Below are 14,787 nucleotides of genomic sequence, written 5' to 3'. Positions count from 1 at the left end.
GAAGCAAATTATAAAAAAAAGGTGATATCTAATGAATGTAGATGTAACAAGAATTCAATTAGACCAAAAGGACAAATTCCTAAATCTATATAATCTTTATCTGTATGATTTATCGCAGTATACAGGTGAAGACCCGCAAGATAACGGTGAATTTGATCCGACCAATACTTATTTATACTTAGAGAGGGAGGAGTTGTATCCCTTCTTTCTTCAGTACGAAGAAAAAACAATTGGTTTTATATTAATCTGTTCACCTCCGTTTGTACCCGAGGGAATTGATTATACTGTACAAGAGTTATTTTTACTAAAGAAGTATCGAGGCATGAATCTTGCTTCTAAAGGTGTAGCAAAGGTATTAAAACAGTTTGAAGGAAAGTTTAGTATTAGTCAGCTTGAGGCGAATAAGCCAGCAGTTAATTTTTGGAGAAAATACTACCAAAAATACAATCTAAAGATTGTTGAAGAGGAAGAAAATATTGAGATTGAAGGCTTACAAGGAGTACATAAAGTAATAACCCAAACTTTTGAAATTCTGAAATGCAATAAAATCAAATAGATGGAGATAACAAATGATAAAGAGCATATTCGTTTTTTTACTTATAATCACTATGATTTCAGGATTTGTATTGTTATTTCATTACAGGAATGATAAACAAAAAGTTTTTGGTGTTTGTTTTTTAACTATTTTCATATGTTTTCTATTATCGATACCCTTGTATATAGGAATGAAGAATTCTATAGAAAATACAATAAAGGAGTCAATAATTGCTCGAAATGGTGTCATCATATCTATCAATAAGAATGAAAGTGACAATACTCCATTTAAGGACAAAGTTGAAAGATATAACACTATATATGAAATTAAATACCAAGTGGGTAAAGAAGTTTTTACAGCATGGTATCGGTCAGTTGATATACCTGTAACAAATATTGAAGAGGACTTAACTAGTACAAGGGGTAGATTTTATAAAGAAGAATGGATTTATAATGATTGATACAAAGATGTATTGCACTTCAGATAACACCGCATTAGCGCATCGTCGTTAACGCTCCTCTGTCACGGCGATGCAGTTGGCAGGTAACAGATTCACATGCTAAACCAGCAAGGCAAAGTCTGCGACCCGTTACGCTCCGCTCCGCTTAAGCCCTTCGGCTTCGTGGATCCAAGAAATGTTAGCAGAAATGAGTTCAAAATTAATGAAGATACTAAAGAAGTTTAAAAAACAGGAGGTATTTATGAGTGTAAATACAAAGGTTTTAAATTATTCTCTTTGGATTTCTTTAATAACAATGATTATCTTTCCTGGTAGTCCTGAAGGTGTGAAGGGTATAAAATATGGTTTTCCAATTTCATTTATAACATATTATCACCAAGATCGTTGGCTTATTAGAGGGGTTAATCTAAACATTCTTAACTACTTTATCAATACACTTATTATTTATGCACTTCTTCTCATAATTATTAAATTATATAGTAAGTTTTCAAAACGTAATGTAAGACAAGATAAAGACGGTGGTTTATAAAAATGAAGAATCATATTTGTGAGAATAGTCGAGAAGGCATTTACTTCTGTTAAACTTAAATAACATAAAAAGAGGTGAGTTACCTGAAGCCTAAGGCAGTCACATCTATAATTTTTCTATTATTGATTGCATTGATTTTTATTAATCTTCAAAAAGTTAAACCAAATGACCACACAACAGTAGAAGAAGCGATGAATTATGCGGGTATTGATTATGATGAGATTTATTACATTATTGAAAACATAGGAAATAATATTATTTTTTACGGAAAAGATGATATATTCTCGGTTGGATTAGTAACAAAAAATAGATCGAAATATCAATGGATATATGGGTTCGGTAGTAAACAATTTAATGAAACCGATCAAATCCTAACAAGAGCTTTTACAAATTTACCTACTAAGGAATCTGCAAACGATGATGAACTTGTATCGTTAACTTTTGGTGTAATAAATGATGAAGATATTGAAGAGTTAAAGATCCAATACAAGGACCAGTTATTAAGAAATGCAACGATTATTCCAACATCAAAAGGTCCAATATGGTTTTGTTTTTCTGATACTCCAGTTAATTATGATCCTGATGTGGTACGAATTTATAAAAATGGAGAAACAAGACCGGGATGGTATTGAAATGATTATATGGATAGGTGAATCGAGGAAAAAGGAGCATCAGCTAACTCAGTTTTCACGCAGCGGCTGAGCGTTGGTCACTTTGATGCTTTTGGCAGCTGACAGAAGATTCAATAGATAAAGAGAAAGGTAATGAAGGGAAGATGAAAGATTATATTTATGTAATTTATGTGCTGGCTCTAGGAGTGGTCTCATTTTTCACAGGAGAGATTGTAACATTCATAATGTTAGGAATTATTTTAATGGCATTAACGAATATGTTGAGGGTTCAAAAAGAAATTTTAAAGAAATTAAGTGATCAAAACAGTAAAGACAAAGAGAAAAGAGAGTCCAATTAAAAGCAAGTTTGAAGTTAAGATGCTCCCAAAAGTTGAAAGGTGAAATATAAATTTTGGTAAAGCATGAAAACATAAAAATCCAAACATGAAGAAAATGATACGAATGGTTTTGAACGTAAATCAGAGAAGGCTAGATAACTACATACAGCTAACACAGTATTAGCGCCACGTCACATTCGCTCCTCGCTTAATAGTGATGTTTTTCGCAGAGAAGCAGATTCACGTGACAACCTGCTATGCGCAGGTTCGATAATACAAGAACGTTAAGTGAAAATACCAGCAAACAGTTTAATTAAGTATGCTTCTCAGGAAGATGTATTACATTCATAAATTAAATTACCTTATTAAGGAACTTGAAATGACGACAATAGTGATTATTATCTTAACGTTTTTGATTTCAATTTATTTAGGTCCTTATGGAGTGTTGATTGTGTTAAGTGTTATTTGTGGTGTGGTTGTAAGTAATTATAAAAGAAATAAAAGAATAGAAACGGATCTTCAGAAAATCAAAGAAAAACTAGGAATTGAAGAAAGAGAAGAAGCTAAGGTATCAAATGAAGAGATCGAAAAGGAATTAGAATCTGAGTTATTAAGTGAAGAAGAAAATGATGAGAAAAATAAGCATATCGAGAATGAGTTTGACGAATATACTAAAACAGAAGATAATAAGAAAAATCAAAATGAGTAACGAGTTTATGGAGTTTTCACAGAAGGCGGTAACCTCAATTAACACAGCTTTAAAGCATCGTCGCTCCGACTCCTCTGTTGGAAGAATTAGCAGAGAAGTAAGCTCATCACCAACACAGACGCCCACCTAAGATAAGAGCTATCTAAGGTGGGCGTCTGTCGTTAATGCATGAAAGCTAGCCGAAAGAAGTTCTTAATTTAGGAGGAGTCGATATGATATTAGAAAAAGTTATTAATAGAATTGTAATACAACGTGAATATAGGGATTTTGTTGATCAATATCTAGATAATATACTTACCGAATTTAAAGATAAGATTGATAGCATTTATATGTGTGGCTCGATTCCAAAAGGAACGGCTAAACCTTTTTTGTCAGATGCAGACTTTACTATTGTATGTGCAAATCCCAAAGATATTGATTACGAAAGATTGACAAATATTAAAGACAGGCTTTTGGAAGAATATCCATTAGTAACTAAGATTGATACGATAATTTGCTCGATTGACGATGTATTAAGTAAACCGAATGAGTGGGGTTTTTGGGTTAAGATAATTTGTGTATGCATATATGGTCAAGACGTTGGTGAAAAAGTACCACCGATAAATATCTCTCCAGAATTCATTCTAGATTTAAATACAGAGACCAAGAAAGAAATAGATCGAATACATAATTTACTTTCTAATGCTAGTGATACAACAATGAAAACTAGATATATTAAAGGCTACTCTAAGAAATTAATTCGTGCATTATATTCTTTGGTTTTAGAAGATACAGGTGTATGGCAAGATGACATTATTAAGATGAAGAATGCCATAATCAACTATTGCGAGATTGACTCCGCTTTAGTCGATTATCTGTATGCTTGTTACTTGGATAGTGATGTACCTGTTGAAGAGTTTCTGGGAATTGCAGGTGAAGTATATAGCTATTTTGAGAACGCCTTAAATACACTGGCTGCTTCCAGAACTTCCTTCGGCTAAAAGAGGGGGAAATGAGAATTAAACCAAACTGAATAGTGAGTTTACAGATTTAATTCAGATGTCTAAAAGCAGGAAAAGACCGGTTGTGGGTGATGTTTTTGTTGTTCAACCTTTCGAAGGATCCTATTATTTTTGTAAAGTAATAAAAACTAAGTTACAGACTAAGAATGAAAATCACAAAAATATGAATTTAATTTACATTTACAATTATGAGTCAAAAAACAAAGAAGTTCCGGATGATCTTGATAGATATTCTTTTTTATTACCTCCAACGGTAGTGAATAATCAAGGATGGCTAAAGGGCTATTACGAGACGGTACAAAACTTAAACGTTTCTGATCTTGAAGAGAACACTGAATTTGGTTTTTTTGATAATTATGAAAACAGAAATACCTTTTATGATATTAATGGAGAAAAGATAGATTATAAACCGAAATATTCTTCATTCTACTGGTTAGCTAGTTATGGAGCAATTGGAAGAGGCATACATAGGGTTCTAAAAGGTGAATAAATTTTTTAATGCAATAACGTTATGAGAAATCGGTGAGATTTGAAAGTTGGTGATAAATAGATGATTGACGAAATAGAATGCCATAGATATTTTTATAAATTCCTTAAAGGAACAATAACATTAAGTGAGTTAGAGCAATGGCTATATAACCATGAAGAGCTCGAAGAAATCCTTGGGAAATCTGTATATTTCGAATTGATATCTAGAGATTATAAGAACAAATATGCATTAGAAGATACAAAAAAACAAATAAAAGGACTAATAAATATAGGCTTCTTTGAACAAGAACGTATCATTAATAGTCTAGAGAAATTAATTGATACTTCAGAAGGATACTTAGAGAATTTGGAAGCTTTGTATGATGACTACTGTGATGGATATACTTTTCTTCGATACATAGCACTAGTATACATCACGACATCTGATGAATATATAGAAGTTTTGAAACAAGATAAAGTCAAGTTAAAAGACTACAGTGAAAAGATAAACAAAGAAGCAAATAGAATATTGCGATTTTTTGCAAATAATGAACTGAGAATTGTGATTGAAAATGAATATATTGATATAAGGGAACTCGGAGATAGGATTGAATTACATAGTATTAATGAAATGCTTGCAGAACGTAGCGATTGTTAAGTATTTCAGGAAGTCACCAACATTTCTAACATCACATTAGCTAGGCGTCGCATAAGCTCCTCGGTAACTGGTGAAGTTTTCGTCTGAGAAGCTGATTTACGTGACAACCCTGCAAAGCTAAGTCTGTCGACGCGGTGCGCTGCGCTTCACTTAAGCCTTTAGAGTCGTCAATGTAAGAACGTTAAAGAATCGAAAACCTTTAAGATAGGGAGTGATCGTATTAACCTATTACATACTTGTTGGGAAACGGAAAAGTTAATTGTTGAAGATGTTAATCTTAATGAAATTAATGAAATTCAACAAATATATGAAACAAGTAGCAATATCGAGATCTGGGATGGAGTAAAAACAGATGTAGATTATACTTTGAATTGTTATATGAAAGGAGATTTACCTCCAGGGGGCAAGAAGGAAAGTTATAAGATGCAGTCTATAAAGATTAAAAAACAAGATAAGAGATTGATTGGAATAATAAGCTTATATCATGGTTATCCAAAAGATAACAATATCTATATTACTTCGATGTGTATGTAAATGTCAACATAAACATGTACACTTTCGCTTGTCTAAGGATGTACAAAATCACTTGTCCTCTTGAACTAAATGATCCTTCAATCGGTAAGATTCGCCTACAATGGTAACAACGGTTGCGTGATGCAGAATACGATCTAAGATTGCATTGGCTAGCTTCGGTTCACGAAACACTTCATCCCATGCTCTGAAATTAACATTCGTTGTAAAGATCGTGCTACGTTTCTCATAACGCATATCAATGAGCTGAAAGAACAGTTTGGCATCTTCGGGTTCAATAGGAAGATAGCCAATCTCATCAATGATGAGCAGCTTGTATTTTGTGTAGTGCTTCAATCTTGCTTCCAGACGATTTTCTAGCATGGCGCGTTTCAAATTCTGAATCAGATCATGACATTTTATGAAGTACGTACTTGTACGTTTCTTTGCTGCAGCGATGCCAATTGACGTAGCTAAATGGGTTTTCCCAACACCACTGGGACCTAGGAATACAATGTTTTCATTTCCTTCAATGAAGCGCAAGCTAGCGAAGTCTAGCATTTGTTCACGGTTTACGGAGGGCTGGAAACTAAAGTCAAACTCTGAAAACTCCTTCTGGTGGGGAAAAGCACCAACCTTCACCATCGCGTGAATCATGTTCTGTTCACGCACATCAATCTCATAGCTTGTGAGCTTCACAAGCGTATCCATAAACGACAGTTGGTTGTGAATACTGAAATCGACGACTTCGTTCAGATGGCTTACCATTTGCTTAAGGCCTAAATACTCTAGGCTTCTTACGGCTTGCTGGTAGGTGGTTATATTCAATCGAATGCACCTCCAATCGCTCGTAGGTTCTTCTTGGCCAAGTCATTAATATCTGGATAGCTCGGCATAGACAATCTTAAGTTTTCTCTATAATGCTCTTCTTTGTAATTCAATTTCGCTTCACCAAGAGGATGGCATACAAGAAGTTTCGTGTTATAATAAGCATACAAATGGTTATCATAGACTTGTATACCTACCGTTTTTCCTTGATACCCAGTGGGGACTGAGTATTGTCTGGATTGGTAGGAGATCATGTTCGATACATTGATCTTCACAAGCTTATAATGTATGCGATAGGAACTTCTTACACGCTCCGCTGGTAACGGGTGTAAGGAGTTCTTTTCCTTTTCTAAGGCTAGAACTGGTACTTTTCCCGTTCCTTGATGAAACGATTGGTTTATACGATCGCATAGCCTCTGAATGTAGACTTGAAGCTCTAGTAAGCTTAACTGACCTTGGTAGGCATGGATCTCATCTAAGATTTTCATTTGTGCTTCCACCTTTCCTTTGGTGCGAGGACGTCCTGCGATACAGGGTCTCACTCGAAATCCAAAGTCAGCTGCATATCCAGCAAACCTCGTATTCACTTTTCCAGCAGTATGTTCCGTTCTGGCTTCGTCCATGACCGTCTTCATGTTGTCAGTTAGGATCTCGTGCGGAACACCACCAATAATTTCAAAGGCCTCGGTCAGGAAGGATAGAAGCACGCTTTGTGACTTTGACACGCTCATATGGTACACCCTAAACCGTGAATAGGAGAGCAACAGCACAGCTACATTCACTTCCACCTTTTCTCCTTCTTTCGTTTCAAAGGGAATGCTTTCTTTCCAGTCTAACTGAGCCTGCACACCTGGATCTGTTTCAAAGCGAATGGTTCCTTGTGGTGAAGACATACGCTGTCCATGCTTAAAGTAAGCTTCAAACTCTGGTTTCCGAGCGATGTATGCTCTAAAGGCAGATGCAGAACATTGCAGTCCATGATTGTCTGTTAGGTACTGCCAAAGCACTCGTTTGTAGTAAAACACTTGCTTGCTGTCTGTGGATAGCAGTGCAGCAATGATTTCATAATACTCATCGATTTTGGAACCTTTGTCCCGTGATCTCTTTCGTGTAAATCCATCTAAGTATTTCTGAATGGTTCGACGATCCACACCCAGTTCTCTTGCTAACTGACTTTTATTAATTTTCATATTGAGATTCTCCATTAATAATTTGAGTTTAGGTAAATCTAGTAAACTACGAATCTCCATATTCGATTGAACATTCAACGTGATGTACATACTCATCTCTCCCTTGAGACAAGTATGATTGCTCTCGTCAAATCTGTACATCCTTATTCAAGCACTTCTGTACATGTTAAGAATAGCATTTATAATGTGTATAAAAAATGACTATAAGAAGAAAGGATTTGGACAAGAAGTTATAGAGCAACTAATTAATGAGTTGAAAATGTTAGGATATAAAGAAATTAGAGTAAATGTATCGTTAAAGAATTGGCCAGCTTTAAGATTTTGGATCAACCAAGGATTTAATAGTGTTAATGGAGTGCATGGAGATAAAATATATTCCGAGAAAACATTTGCGAGTCTAGAATTGACAAGGATTTTGTAAGTATTTCAAAAAGGGCCGATTCCATCAGATAAAGCGAAAGATAAAGAAAATAAATTAAGAGCATCAAAAAATGGAAACACATGTTAAAATATAATAAACAAAAATTGGTTCCCCAGCATGTTCAAGAAGTCCACAATGAAACTATATCTTGAAGCCGAAACCCACCTTAGATGTTAACCCCCATAAATAAAACACACAAGAGTATTTAGGATTTGAGTAAAAAGCATGAAGGCCGCCGTCCATGGATTAATTCGAGGAAGTCGGCCATAGTTTCTAATATAGCATTAACGCATCGGGCCATTCGCTCCTAAGTGATGCATTTGACAGAGGAGTGTATTCACGTGACAACCCTGCAAGGCTAAGTCTGTCATCCCGTTGCGCTATGCTTCACTTAAACCTTTCGGGTTCGTGAATGCAAAAACATATAAGAAATCGGCGGAAAGGTATTAAGAAAGAATATCGGCATAGAGGACTATGGATTTAGGAGGAGCTGTGAGGGTTATTAATTAATAAAATCAAACTCTTTAAGATAAGGGTGGGGTATTTTGATATTTTTAAGGAAATCTTTAGGGTTTGTTTTAACTACTTTGTTAATTGGAATATTTCTTACTTTATTTTATTCGATAACAGAAGGTACAAGTTTCTTAGCAATTGGAGTTCTTTTTACAGGTGCTTTTCCATTTGTCCTTTTAATTGGGGTACCTGTATCTTGCTTTTCTGATTATCTAACAAAAAAATTAAACGGAATACAAAGAAACCTAGTGGCATTATTTATTCATAGTACATTTGGTTTAATAGCTGGATTAGTGATTTCTTTTTTCTTTGAGAGTTTATTTCTTGTTGGGGTAACAATGATAGCTGCACTTTTATTTTGGTTAGTTGACGAAATTTTGAGGAAGAAAATTTAATGGCCTGATCCTCAAAGATTGAGGAACGATAGTTAGTTTAACATCGAACGCGAAAGATCTTTGAAGTAACTTGAAGGAGTCGCTGACATCAATTAACAACGCATTCACGCAACGGGTCTAACGGCCCTTGTTCGCTGACGTGAGCTTGAGGGCGTTGGAGCTGAGACAACCTGCTTTGCGCAGGTTCGTTAATGCAAGAATGTTATACGAAAGGATCGAAAGGGGAATTCGATGGATTTAAATGAGGAAGTAAAGAAAAGATGGGATGACTTTGCAGAGGATATGGGTAGAGCTTATACGACAGAAGGTGACCTTAACAGAATATATTTACTAAATCCAGCGATATTACAATTAGTTGGCCAACTAAAAGGTAAGCATGTATTGGATGCAGTTTGTGGTGAAGGTTACTTAAGCAGGAAAATGTTTGCTGACGGGGCTAAGGTAAAAGCGTTTGATTTCTCTTCTCGAATGGTAGAAGTAGCAAAACAAAAGAGCAAAGGATTTAACATACCAATATTACAAGGTGATTTTCAAGATTTAAGTATGATTAAAGATAATGAATTTGATATCGTTATTTCGAATATGGTGATTCATGATTTACCTTATCACAACTTAGCGATAGGTGAAGCATATAGAGTATTGAAGCCTGGTGGTATTTTTGTGTTTTCTATCTTACATCCGTGTTTTGATACTCCTGAAAGCGGTTGGGTCAAAGACAGTAATGGTAATAAATTGTATTGGAAGGTATCCAAATATTTCACGGAAGGGATAGTCAGGCAAGAGACAAGTAATGGAAGTATACTTATGTTCCATCGAACTTTATCGAACTATTTCAAGACATTAAGACAATGCGGTTTCGTAATCGATGATTTGATTGAGCCAGAACCAACAGATGAAGCAATTGAAGCACACAACGATTATATGAACTTTAAGAATATGTGTCACTTTATCGTTATAAAGGCAGTGAAGTGATTTGGAGTAGATTCGAAGAAGGAGGTCCATTCGTATAGCATCGCATTCACGCTACGACGCTGCGCTCCTCGCTCATTGGTGATGCATTGGCAGAGAAGTTATTCCACATGACAACCATGCAAGGCTAAGTTTTCGACCAGTATCTCTACGCTCCACATGAGTCTTTCGAGTTCGTTAATACAAGGACGTTATACGGTATTACGATCACAACGTCTCTTACAATAATTTAAAGGTGGGTTGAAATGATAGTAATTATTATCATATTAATTTTAATATTTTTTGCTGTTCTTGATATTAGTGTTACAGGTCATAAGCAATTAAAACAATCAGAAGATATTGAACATGCAATATATCGATTGATAGAAATTACAAAACAAAAGGATAAAGAATAAATAGAGACCACACAATAAAATAAAACGCTCAGAGACGTCCTTTCTATATTTGAGAAATTCGGTTCACAACCACCTATAACACAGCATTCTGCGTCGCATACGCTCCTTGGTTGAATGAGGTATTACAAAAAAGCTAGCTCACCAACATAGACGCCCACCTAAGATAAGAGCTATTTAAGGTGGGCATCCGTCATTAATTCAAGACCGCTATCAGAAATGACCGCAATATAGTTTTGAAGAAAATTCTAAGGAGTGTTAACCAAATGGAAATAGTAACTGTATCTGATTATAATCCATTATGGAAAAAGGAATATGAAACAGAAAGAGGAAAGATTATTAAAGAGCTCAAAGGTATTTTAATTGGAATCGAACATATAGGCAGCACATCCATCCCAGGGTTATCTGCAAAGCCTATAATAGATATCATGGTTGGGGTAAAGTCACTAGAGGATGTAACAGATGTTTACAAAGAACGATTATATACTATTGGATATGAGTTTGTTGAACACGCTAATTTCCCACATAGGAGATTTTTTCGAAAAGGAGAATGGCGTGCGGGAACCCATCATTTGCATATTTACGAATTTGAAGGAGTTCATTGGAATAATAACTTGTTTTTTAAAGAATATTTGATTAACAACAGAGAAGCAAAAGAAGAATATAGTAAGTTAAAGAAAGAATTAGAACAGCAATATAAGCATGATCGGGTAGGGTATACCAAAGCAAAGGAACCATTTATACAAGGAATAATGAAAAAAATAAGTTTGAAACAAATATAGAAAGTTTGTAAGTACTGCAAAGCAGGTAGCCACTTCTGCTAACACAGTATTAACTTATCGTCGCAATCTTTCAGATCAGAAGTCAACGAGAGAGAATCTAGTTGCAGAAGTATTGAATTTTATCAGGAGGTGGGTACATGGAGCTTCAAAAAGAGACACCTGAAGAAAAAAGAGAACGTTTAAGACAAGAAGAATTAAAGAACAATCCCAGTGGAGCGTTTGGTGATGGATTAAACAGGGCTGGATCAGGAAATTTTGCTGATTTAATTGGAGGAATGGGCTGGAAAGGCACAGGAATTTTAATTCTAATAATTATAGGGTATTTACTTTATAAATATTTTTCTTGAACAAGAAGAATATAGTGCATTTACAAGCATTCTTAATAACTATTGAAAAATACTATTATGCGTATTGCTTTCAAGCCAAAATATTAATTTACTTGAAAAGCAAAAGGTTATGATAATTAACGGCATCCAAAAATGTAAACATATGTTAAAATGTAATAATCAAAGATCGATCTCCCAGCATGTTCGAGAAGTAAGGTTGTTATCGCTATTCATTGAAACCTGAAAAGAACATGTTTTTTTAATTTTTATTATGCATCTACAATGAGGGCTGCTTTTGAAGCTCAAACCTACTTTAATATTAATCTCATAAAGAAAACCAATAATAAAGATCAAATCATAGAAAAAGGAATGATCTAATGGTTTAACTAAAGAACAAAAAGCTAGTAGGCTTGATTTTATTCTTAATTGGATTAGTACTATTGTTTTCATTAATAATACCAAAAAAAGAGGATCATCAATTATTTTATATTAGTGGATTGGGAGCATCTATTTCTTCAGCTCCAAGCGAGATGGAGGTTCTTAATTATAATTTGAAATTCTCCATACTTAGTAGTAAGAATTTTAAGATTAAAAGTATTAAACCGATCTTAAACGAGAAACTTGAAAATATATTGTTAAGTAATTCTATAAATATATCAGTAGAAAAGACTCTATCTAAGAGCAATGAATTGTTAATAGAAGGAGAAATGATAGTTGATACAAGCACCTTAGAAGAAGAGGAATTAAATCACCTCTTGCTAGATTTAAATACATTTAAAGTGGTGTTTAATAATGGGGAAGAAATAATCTTAAGTAATGGAAGTGGAAGTGGAAGTTAGCCGAGCATGATAATTGTTTGGGAGTACTGAAACATCAATCGTTCATATAAGGAGGCGGGGGGTTATAAAACTAAGATATCTCATGGGTCTCACAGTATCCTTTCTATTAATTATTTATGGTTTTTGGAAATTAAACAATTTCTTTGAACCAAAGGTTGGGCCCGTTGGAAATGGACCAAGTGATACAATTATTAATTTAGTTTGGATAATATTCAGTGCGAATATGTTATTAGGTTTCGGAGGAATTGTATTTTTTACTTATTTAATTTTTAAGAAGAAAAAATGAGTAGTTAAAAACTTGCTTTTGGCAGAGAAGTACATTCAAGTGCCCCCACAAGGCAAGTATACGACCCGTCTCGCATACGCTCCACCTAAGCCTTTCGAGTTCGTTATGTAATGACGTTCTCTACAATCGCAGACAGACAATGCAGATAAATTTATGGAGAATGAATATATGGAAACCTATATATATTTGGTGAGACATGCGGAATCTCCATATACAGAGGGGAACGAACGTACAAGAGGTCTGACTACTAAAGGATACTCTGACTTAGCAACCGTAACTGAAATACTTCAAAGTGAAGAAATAGATGTGATCGTTTCAAGTCCTTATACTCGTGCAGTGTTAACTGTGGAGCCGATCGCAAAGATACTTGGTTTAGAAATAAAAATCTTTGAGGATTTAAGAGAACATCATTTTTGTTCAGAAGACTATAATCTTTCTGATGATGATTTGTCAGTATCCATCGAAAGATTACTCTCCGATCAATACTTTTCATTACCTGGTGGAGAGTCAAACAAGCAGCTTTTAGCTAGGTCACTACCTGTATTTATGAAAATGCTAGATCAATTCAAAGGGAAGAGAGTGGTGATTGGAACTCATGGAATCATAATGACTGCATTAATGGGTTATTATGATTCACAATTCGATTATAAATTCTTCAAACAAACAACAAAACCTGATATTTACAAAATGACTTTCAGAGAAGAACAATTAATACAAGTTGTAAGGTTATGGAGATAGTGCATGTACCTAAGTAATCATTATTCTATAACTCAGCGCTAATGCATATTCGCATACAGTCCTCGGTTAATGCAAAACATTAGAAAGGGCAACAATTATCAAAGTATATGAAAGAAGGGGATTGTATTGGGGTATATTATGGATTTGCGAAAAATAGTTGGAACGAGACCTATAATTATGGCCGGTGCATGTGTACTTTTAATACGTGATGGTACGTTATTGTTGGAAAAAAGAACTGATAACGGCTTGTGGGGACTTCCAGGAGGCTCGTTAGAACCAGGAGAAACTATGGAAGAAGTAGCTGTAAGAGAGCTTTATGAAGAAACGGGATTAAGAGCGAAAAGTCTTGAATTAATGAATGTTTTCTCTGGTGAAGACCTTTATTACAAGTATCCACACGGTGATGAAGTCTATAACGTAGTTGCAGCCTATATATGTAATGAATTTGATGGAAGCATAAAAAAAGATCATCGCGAAGTAGATGAGATTAAGTTTTTTAATATTAATAATATCCCTAAGAATATAAGCCCTCCGGATAAACCTGCTATTCAAGAATTTTTAAGACGAATAGAGATGTAATAAATAGGAGAACAGAATTGATACTAGCCAAAGAAGAAACTAGATTCAAAATGACGTGGTTCTTTAATATGAGACCGTTAGAAGACATCTCAGCATCAGTTTCTATAGGAGGGAATCAATGAAGCAATATCAAGTAAGATCAACATTTATCTCTACAAAAGGCTTATTAATAATGTGCATATTGATGTTACTCAATGTAGTATTGACAGCTATTTTCTTCAGTGGACCATTTCAAGGTGAATGGTTTTCATTATTGTTATCTATTTTTTTATTAATATTTCTAGTTGGGATCGTTTTTGAGTCACGTACAGTAAAGTTATTCAAATTCAATAGAGATCAAATCACTTTAGGTTCAAGCGTGGTTAATCCTGATAATTTAGTAAAGATTACGATTACTCATAAACAGATAGAGTTGACTCAGGCAGAAAAGATGCTTTTCAAAAAGGCTATATTTATTCGTATTGTTCATTCGGAAGAATTGAAGTCAATAACTGAGCACTTATCGAAATTTGCGAAAGAACATGGAATTACAATAGAAAAACAAATGGGATAGGATGACTTCGAAGAAGACCGAGCTCCCTATAACAATTCGTCTCAACGCGTAGAAGAATGTTAAGCTAACGGGAAATATAGCTCAACGGTACTGACAATTTCGTGCAGGAAATGCACGGTAAGTCATCTCTAACTGCTGTAGTATTTAACTCGAAGGG

The 14,787-nt window shown here is 34.6% G+C and carries 21 protein-coding genes; 19 read left to right on the top strand and 2 right to left on the bottom strand.

Translation table 11 applies throughout. The features are described 5' to 3' along the window. Positions 1-31: 31 nt before the first annotated feature. The 9 genes from NSQ99_RS20045 (at position 32) to NSQ99_RS20005 (ending at position 5,309) form a co-directional block, all read left to right on the top strand. Complete coding sequence (locus NSQ99_RS20045; RefSeq protein ID WP_340838685.1) at positions 32-556, top strand: GNAT family N-acetyltransferase; 525 nt, start codon at positions 32-34, stop codon at positions 554-556. 52 nt (positions 557-608) lie between these two features. Continuing rightward, complete coding sequence (locus NSQ99_RS20040) at positions 609-995, top strand: hypothetical protein (protein ID WP_340838683.1); 387 nt, start codon at positions 609-611, stop codon at positions 993-995. A 241-nt stretch (positions 996-1,236) separates the two neighbouring features. Continuing rightward, positions 1,237-1,524 carry a hypothetical protein gene (locus NSQ99_RS20035; protein ID WP_340838682.1) on the top strand — a complete coding sequence of 96 codons (288 nt, stop codon included), beginning with the start codon at positions 1,237-1,239 and terminating at the stop codon, positions 1,522-1,524. A 122-nt stretch (positions 1,525-1,646) separates the two neighbouring features. After that, positions 1,647-2,156, top strand: coding sequence for a hypothetical protein (locus NSQ99_RS20030; RefSeq protein WP_340838681.1), 510 nt, complete (start codon positions 1,647-1,649; stop codon positions 2,154-2,156). Between the two features lie 143 nt (positions 2,157-2,299). Continuing rightward, positions 2,300-2,494, top strand: coding sequence for a hypothetical protein (locus NSQ99_RS20025; protein ID WP_251667116.1), 195 nt, complete (start codon positions 2,300-2,302; stop codon positions 2,492-2,494). Positions 2,495-2,852: 358 nt separating this feature from the next. Beyond that, positions 2,853-3,182, top strand: a complete 330-nt coding sequence (locus NSQ99_RS20020) for a hypothetical protein (RefSeq protein ID WP_340838680.1) — start codon at positions 2,853-2,855, stop codon at positions 3,180-3,182. A gap of 212 nt (positions 3,183-3,394) precedes the next feature. After that, positions 3,395-4,162: a nucleotidyltransferase domain-containing protein gene (locus NSQ99_RS20015; protein WP_340838679.1), complete on the top strand. Its 768-nt coding sequence runs from the start codon at positions 3,395-3,397 to the stop codon at positions 4,160-4,162. A gap of 58 nt (positions 4,163-4,220) precedes the next feature. Beyond that, entirely contained in the window at positions 4,221-4,673 is a 453-nt protein-coding gene (locus tag NSQ99_RS20010) for an immunity 26/phosphotriesterase HocA family protein (RefSeq protein ID WP_340838677.1), read from the top strand. Positions 4,674-4,733: 60 nt separating this feature from the next. After that, positions 4,734-5,309: a hypothetical protein gene (locus NSQ99_RS20005; protein ID WP_340838676.1), complete on the top strand. Its 576-nt coding sequence runs from the start codon at positions 4,734-4,736 to the stop codon at positions 5,307-5,309. 582 nt (positions 5,310-5,891) lie between these two features. Here NSQ99_RS20005 and istB read toward each other — a convergent pair. Further along, entirely contained in the window at positions 5,892-6,647 is a 756-nt protein-coding gene (gene istB, locus NSQ99_RS20000; protein WP_340836581.1) for an IS21-like element helper ATPase IstB, read from the bottom strand. Further along, positions 6,644-7,927 carry an IS21 family transposase gene (gene istA / locus NSQ99_RS19995; RefSeq protein WP_340838675.1) on the bottom strand — a complete coding sequence of 428 codons (1,284 nt, stop codon included), beginning with the start codon at positions 7,925-7,927 and terminating at the stop codon, positions 6,644-6,646. The genes istB and istA overlap by 4 nt, the downstream gene beginning before the upstream one ends. A 73-nt stretch (positions 7,928-8,000) precedes the next feature. Here istA and NSQ99_RS19990 point away from each other — a divergent pair, with 73 nt between their 5' ends. From NSQ99_RS19990 to NSQ99_RS19945, 10 genes are all read left to right on the top strand, one after another. Further along, a complete protein-coding gene (locus NSQ99_RS19990) occupies positions 8,001-8,258 on the top strand; it encodes a GNAT family N-acetyltransferase (RefSeq protein ID WP_340838674.1) in 258 nt (85 codons plus the stop codon). 545 nt (positions 8,259-8,803) lie between these two features. Then, positions 8,804-9,166, top strand: coding sequence for a hypothetical protein (locus NSQ99_RS19985; protein ID WP_340838673.1), 363 nt, complete (start codon positions 8,804-8,806; stop codon positions 9,164-9,166). A gap of 231 nt (positions 9,167-9,397) precedes the next feature. Further along, positions 9,398-10,138: a class I SAM-dependent methyltransferase gene (locus tag NSQ99_RS19980; RefSeq protein ID WP_340838672.1), complete on the top strand. Its 741-nt coding sequence runs from the start codon at positions 9,398-9,400 to the stop codon at positions 10,136-10,138. A 242-nt stretch (positions 10,139-10,380) separates the two neighbouring features. Further along, the gene (locus tag NSQ99_RS19975; protein WP_251667124.1) at positions 10,381-10,530 is read left to right on the top strand and encodes a hypothetical protein; all 150 of its coding nucleotides are present in this window, start codon (positions 10,381-10,383) and stop codon (positions 10,528-10,530) included. Between the two features lie 263 nt (positions 10,531-10,793). After that, positions 10,794-11,309: a GrpB family protein gene (locus NSQ99_RS19970; RefSeq protein ID WP_340838671.1), complete on the top strand. Its 516-nt coding sequence runs from the start codon at positions 10,794-10,796 to the stop codon at positions 11,307-11,309. A gap of 137 nt (positions 11,310-11,446) precedes the next feature. Further along, positions 11,447-11,656 (top strand): DUF6366 family protein, encoded by a 210-nt coding sequence (locus NSQ99_RS19965; protein WP_251667128.1) that lies wholly within the window; start codon positions 11,447-11,449, stop codon positions 11,654-11,656. 419 nt (positions 11,657-12,075) lie between these two features. Beyond that, positions 12,076-12,474, top strand: coding sequence for a hypothetical protein (locus tag NSQ99_RS19960; RefSeq protein ID WP_340838670.1), 399 nt, complete (start codon positions 12,076-12,078; stop codon positions 12,472-12,474). Between the two features lie 454 nt (positions 12,475-12,928). After that, positions 12,929-13,498 (top strand): histidine phosphatase family protein, encoded by a 570-nt coding sequence (locus NSQ99_RS19955; RefSeq protein ID WP_340838668.1) that lies wholly within the window; start codon positions 12,929-12,931, stop codon positions 13,496-13,498. A gap of 126 nt (positions 13,499-13,624) precedes the next feature. Next, positions 13,625-14,077, top strand: a complete 453-nt coding sequence (locus NSQ99_RS19950; RefSeq protein WP_340838667.1) for an NUDIX hydrolase — start codon at positions 13,625-13,627, stop codon at positions 14,075-14,077. Positions 14,078-14,195: 118 nt separating this feature from the next. Then, a complete protein-coding gene (locus NSQ99_RS19945) occupies positions 14,196-14,630 on the top strand; it encodes a hypothetical protein (protein WP_340838666.1) in 435 nt (144 codons plus the stop codon). Positions 14,631-14,787: the final 157 nt, after the last annotated feature.

This window comes from Paenibacillus sp. FSL W7-1287 (assembly GCF_038004245.1).
In the GTDB taxonomy this organism is placed as follows: domain Bacteria; phylum Bacillota; class Bacilli; order Paenibacillales; family Paenibacillaceae; genus Pristimantibacillus; species Pristimantibacillus camelliae.
This window is presented reverse-complemented; position numbering and strand designations above follow the sequence as displayed.

Bases quoted from the DNA above. Each gene is read 5' to 3' on its own strand.
- NSQ99_RS19990 (WP_340838674.1), top strand. From the start codon at position 8,001: ATGTTAAGAATAGCATTTATAATGTGTATAAAAAATGACTATAAGAAG.
- NSQ99_RS19955 (WP_340838668.1), top strand. From the start codon at position 12,929: ATGGAAACCTATATATATTTGGTGAGACATGCGGAATCTCCATATACA.
- NSQ99_RS19965 (WP_251667128.1), top strand. From the start codon at position 11,447: ATGGAGCTTCAAAAAGAGACACCTGAAGAAAAAAGAGAACGTTTAAGA.
- NSQ99_RS20035 (WP_340838682.1), top strand. From the start codon at position 1,237: ATGAGTGTAAATACAAAGGTTTTAAATTATTCTCTTTGGATTTCTTTA.
- NSQ99_RS20025 (WP_251667116.1), top strand. From the start codon at position 2,300: ATGAAAGATTATATTTATGTAATTTATGTGCTGGCTCTAGGAGTGGTC.
- NSQ99_RS20040 (WP_340838683.1), top strand. From the start codon at position 609: ATGATTTCAGGATTTGTATTGTTATTTCATTACAGGAATGATAAACAA.
- NSQ99_RS19975 (WP_251667124.1), top strand. From the start codon at position 10,381: ATGATAGTAATTATTATCATATTAATTTTAATATTTTTTGCTGTTCTT.
- NSQ99_RS19970 (WP_340838671.1), top strand. From the start codon at position 10,794: ATGGAAATAGTAACTGTATCTGATTATAATCCATTATGGAAAAAGGAA.
- NSQ99_RS20015 (WP_340838679.1), top strand. From the start codon at position 3,395: ATGATATTAGAAAAAGTTATTAATAGAATTGTAATACAACGTGAATAT.
- NSQ99_RS20020 (WP_340838680.1), top strand. From the start codon at position 2,853: ATGACGACAATAGTGATTATTATCTTAACGTTTTTGATTTCAATTTAT.
- NSQ99_RS19945 (WP_340838666.1), top strand. From the start codon at position 14,196: ATGAAGCAATATCAAGTAAGATCAACATTTATCTCTACAAAAGGCTTA.
- NSQ99_RS19980 (WP_340838672.1), top strand. From the start codon at position 9,398: ATGGATTTAAATGAGGAAGTAAAGAAAAGATGGGATGACTTTGCAGAG.
- istA (WP_340838675.1), bottom strand. From the start codon at position 7,927: ATGTACATCACGTTGAATGTTCAATCGAATATGGAGATTCGTAGTTTA.
- NSQ99_RS20045 (WP_340838685.1), top strand. From the start codon at position 32: ATGAATGTAGATGTAACAAGAATTCAATTAGACCAAAAGGACAAATTC.
- NSQ99_RS20005 (WP_340838676.1), top strand. From the start codon at position 4,734: ATGATTGACGAAATAGAATGCCATAGATATTTTTATAAATTCCTTAAA.
- NSQ99_RS20010 (WP_340838677.1), top strand. From the start codon at position 4,221: ATGTCTAAAAGCAGGAAAAGACCGGTTGTGGGTGATGTTTTTGTTGTT.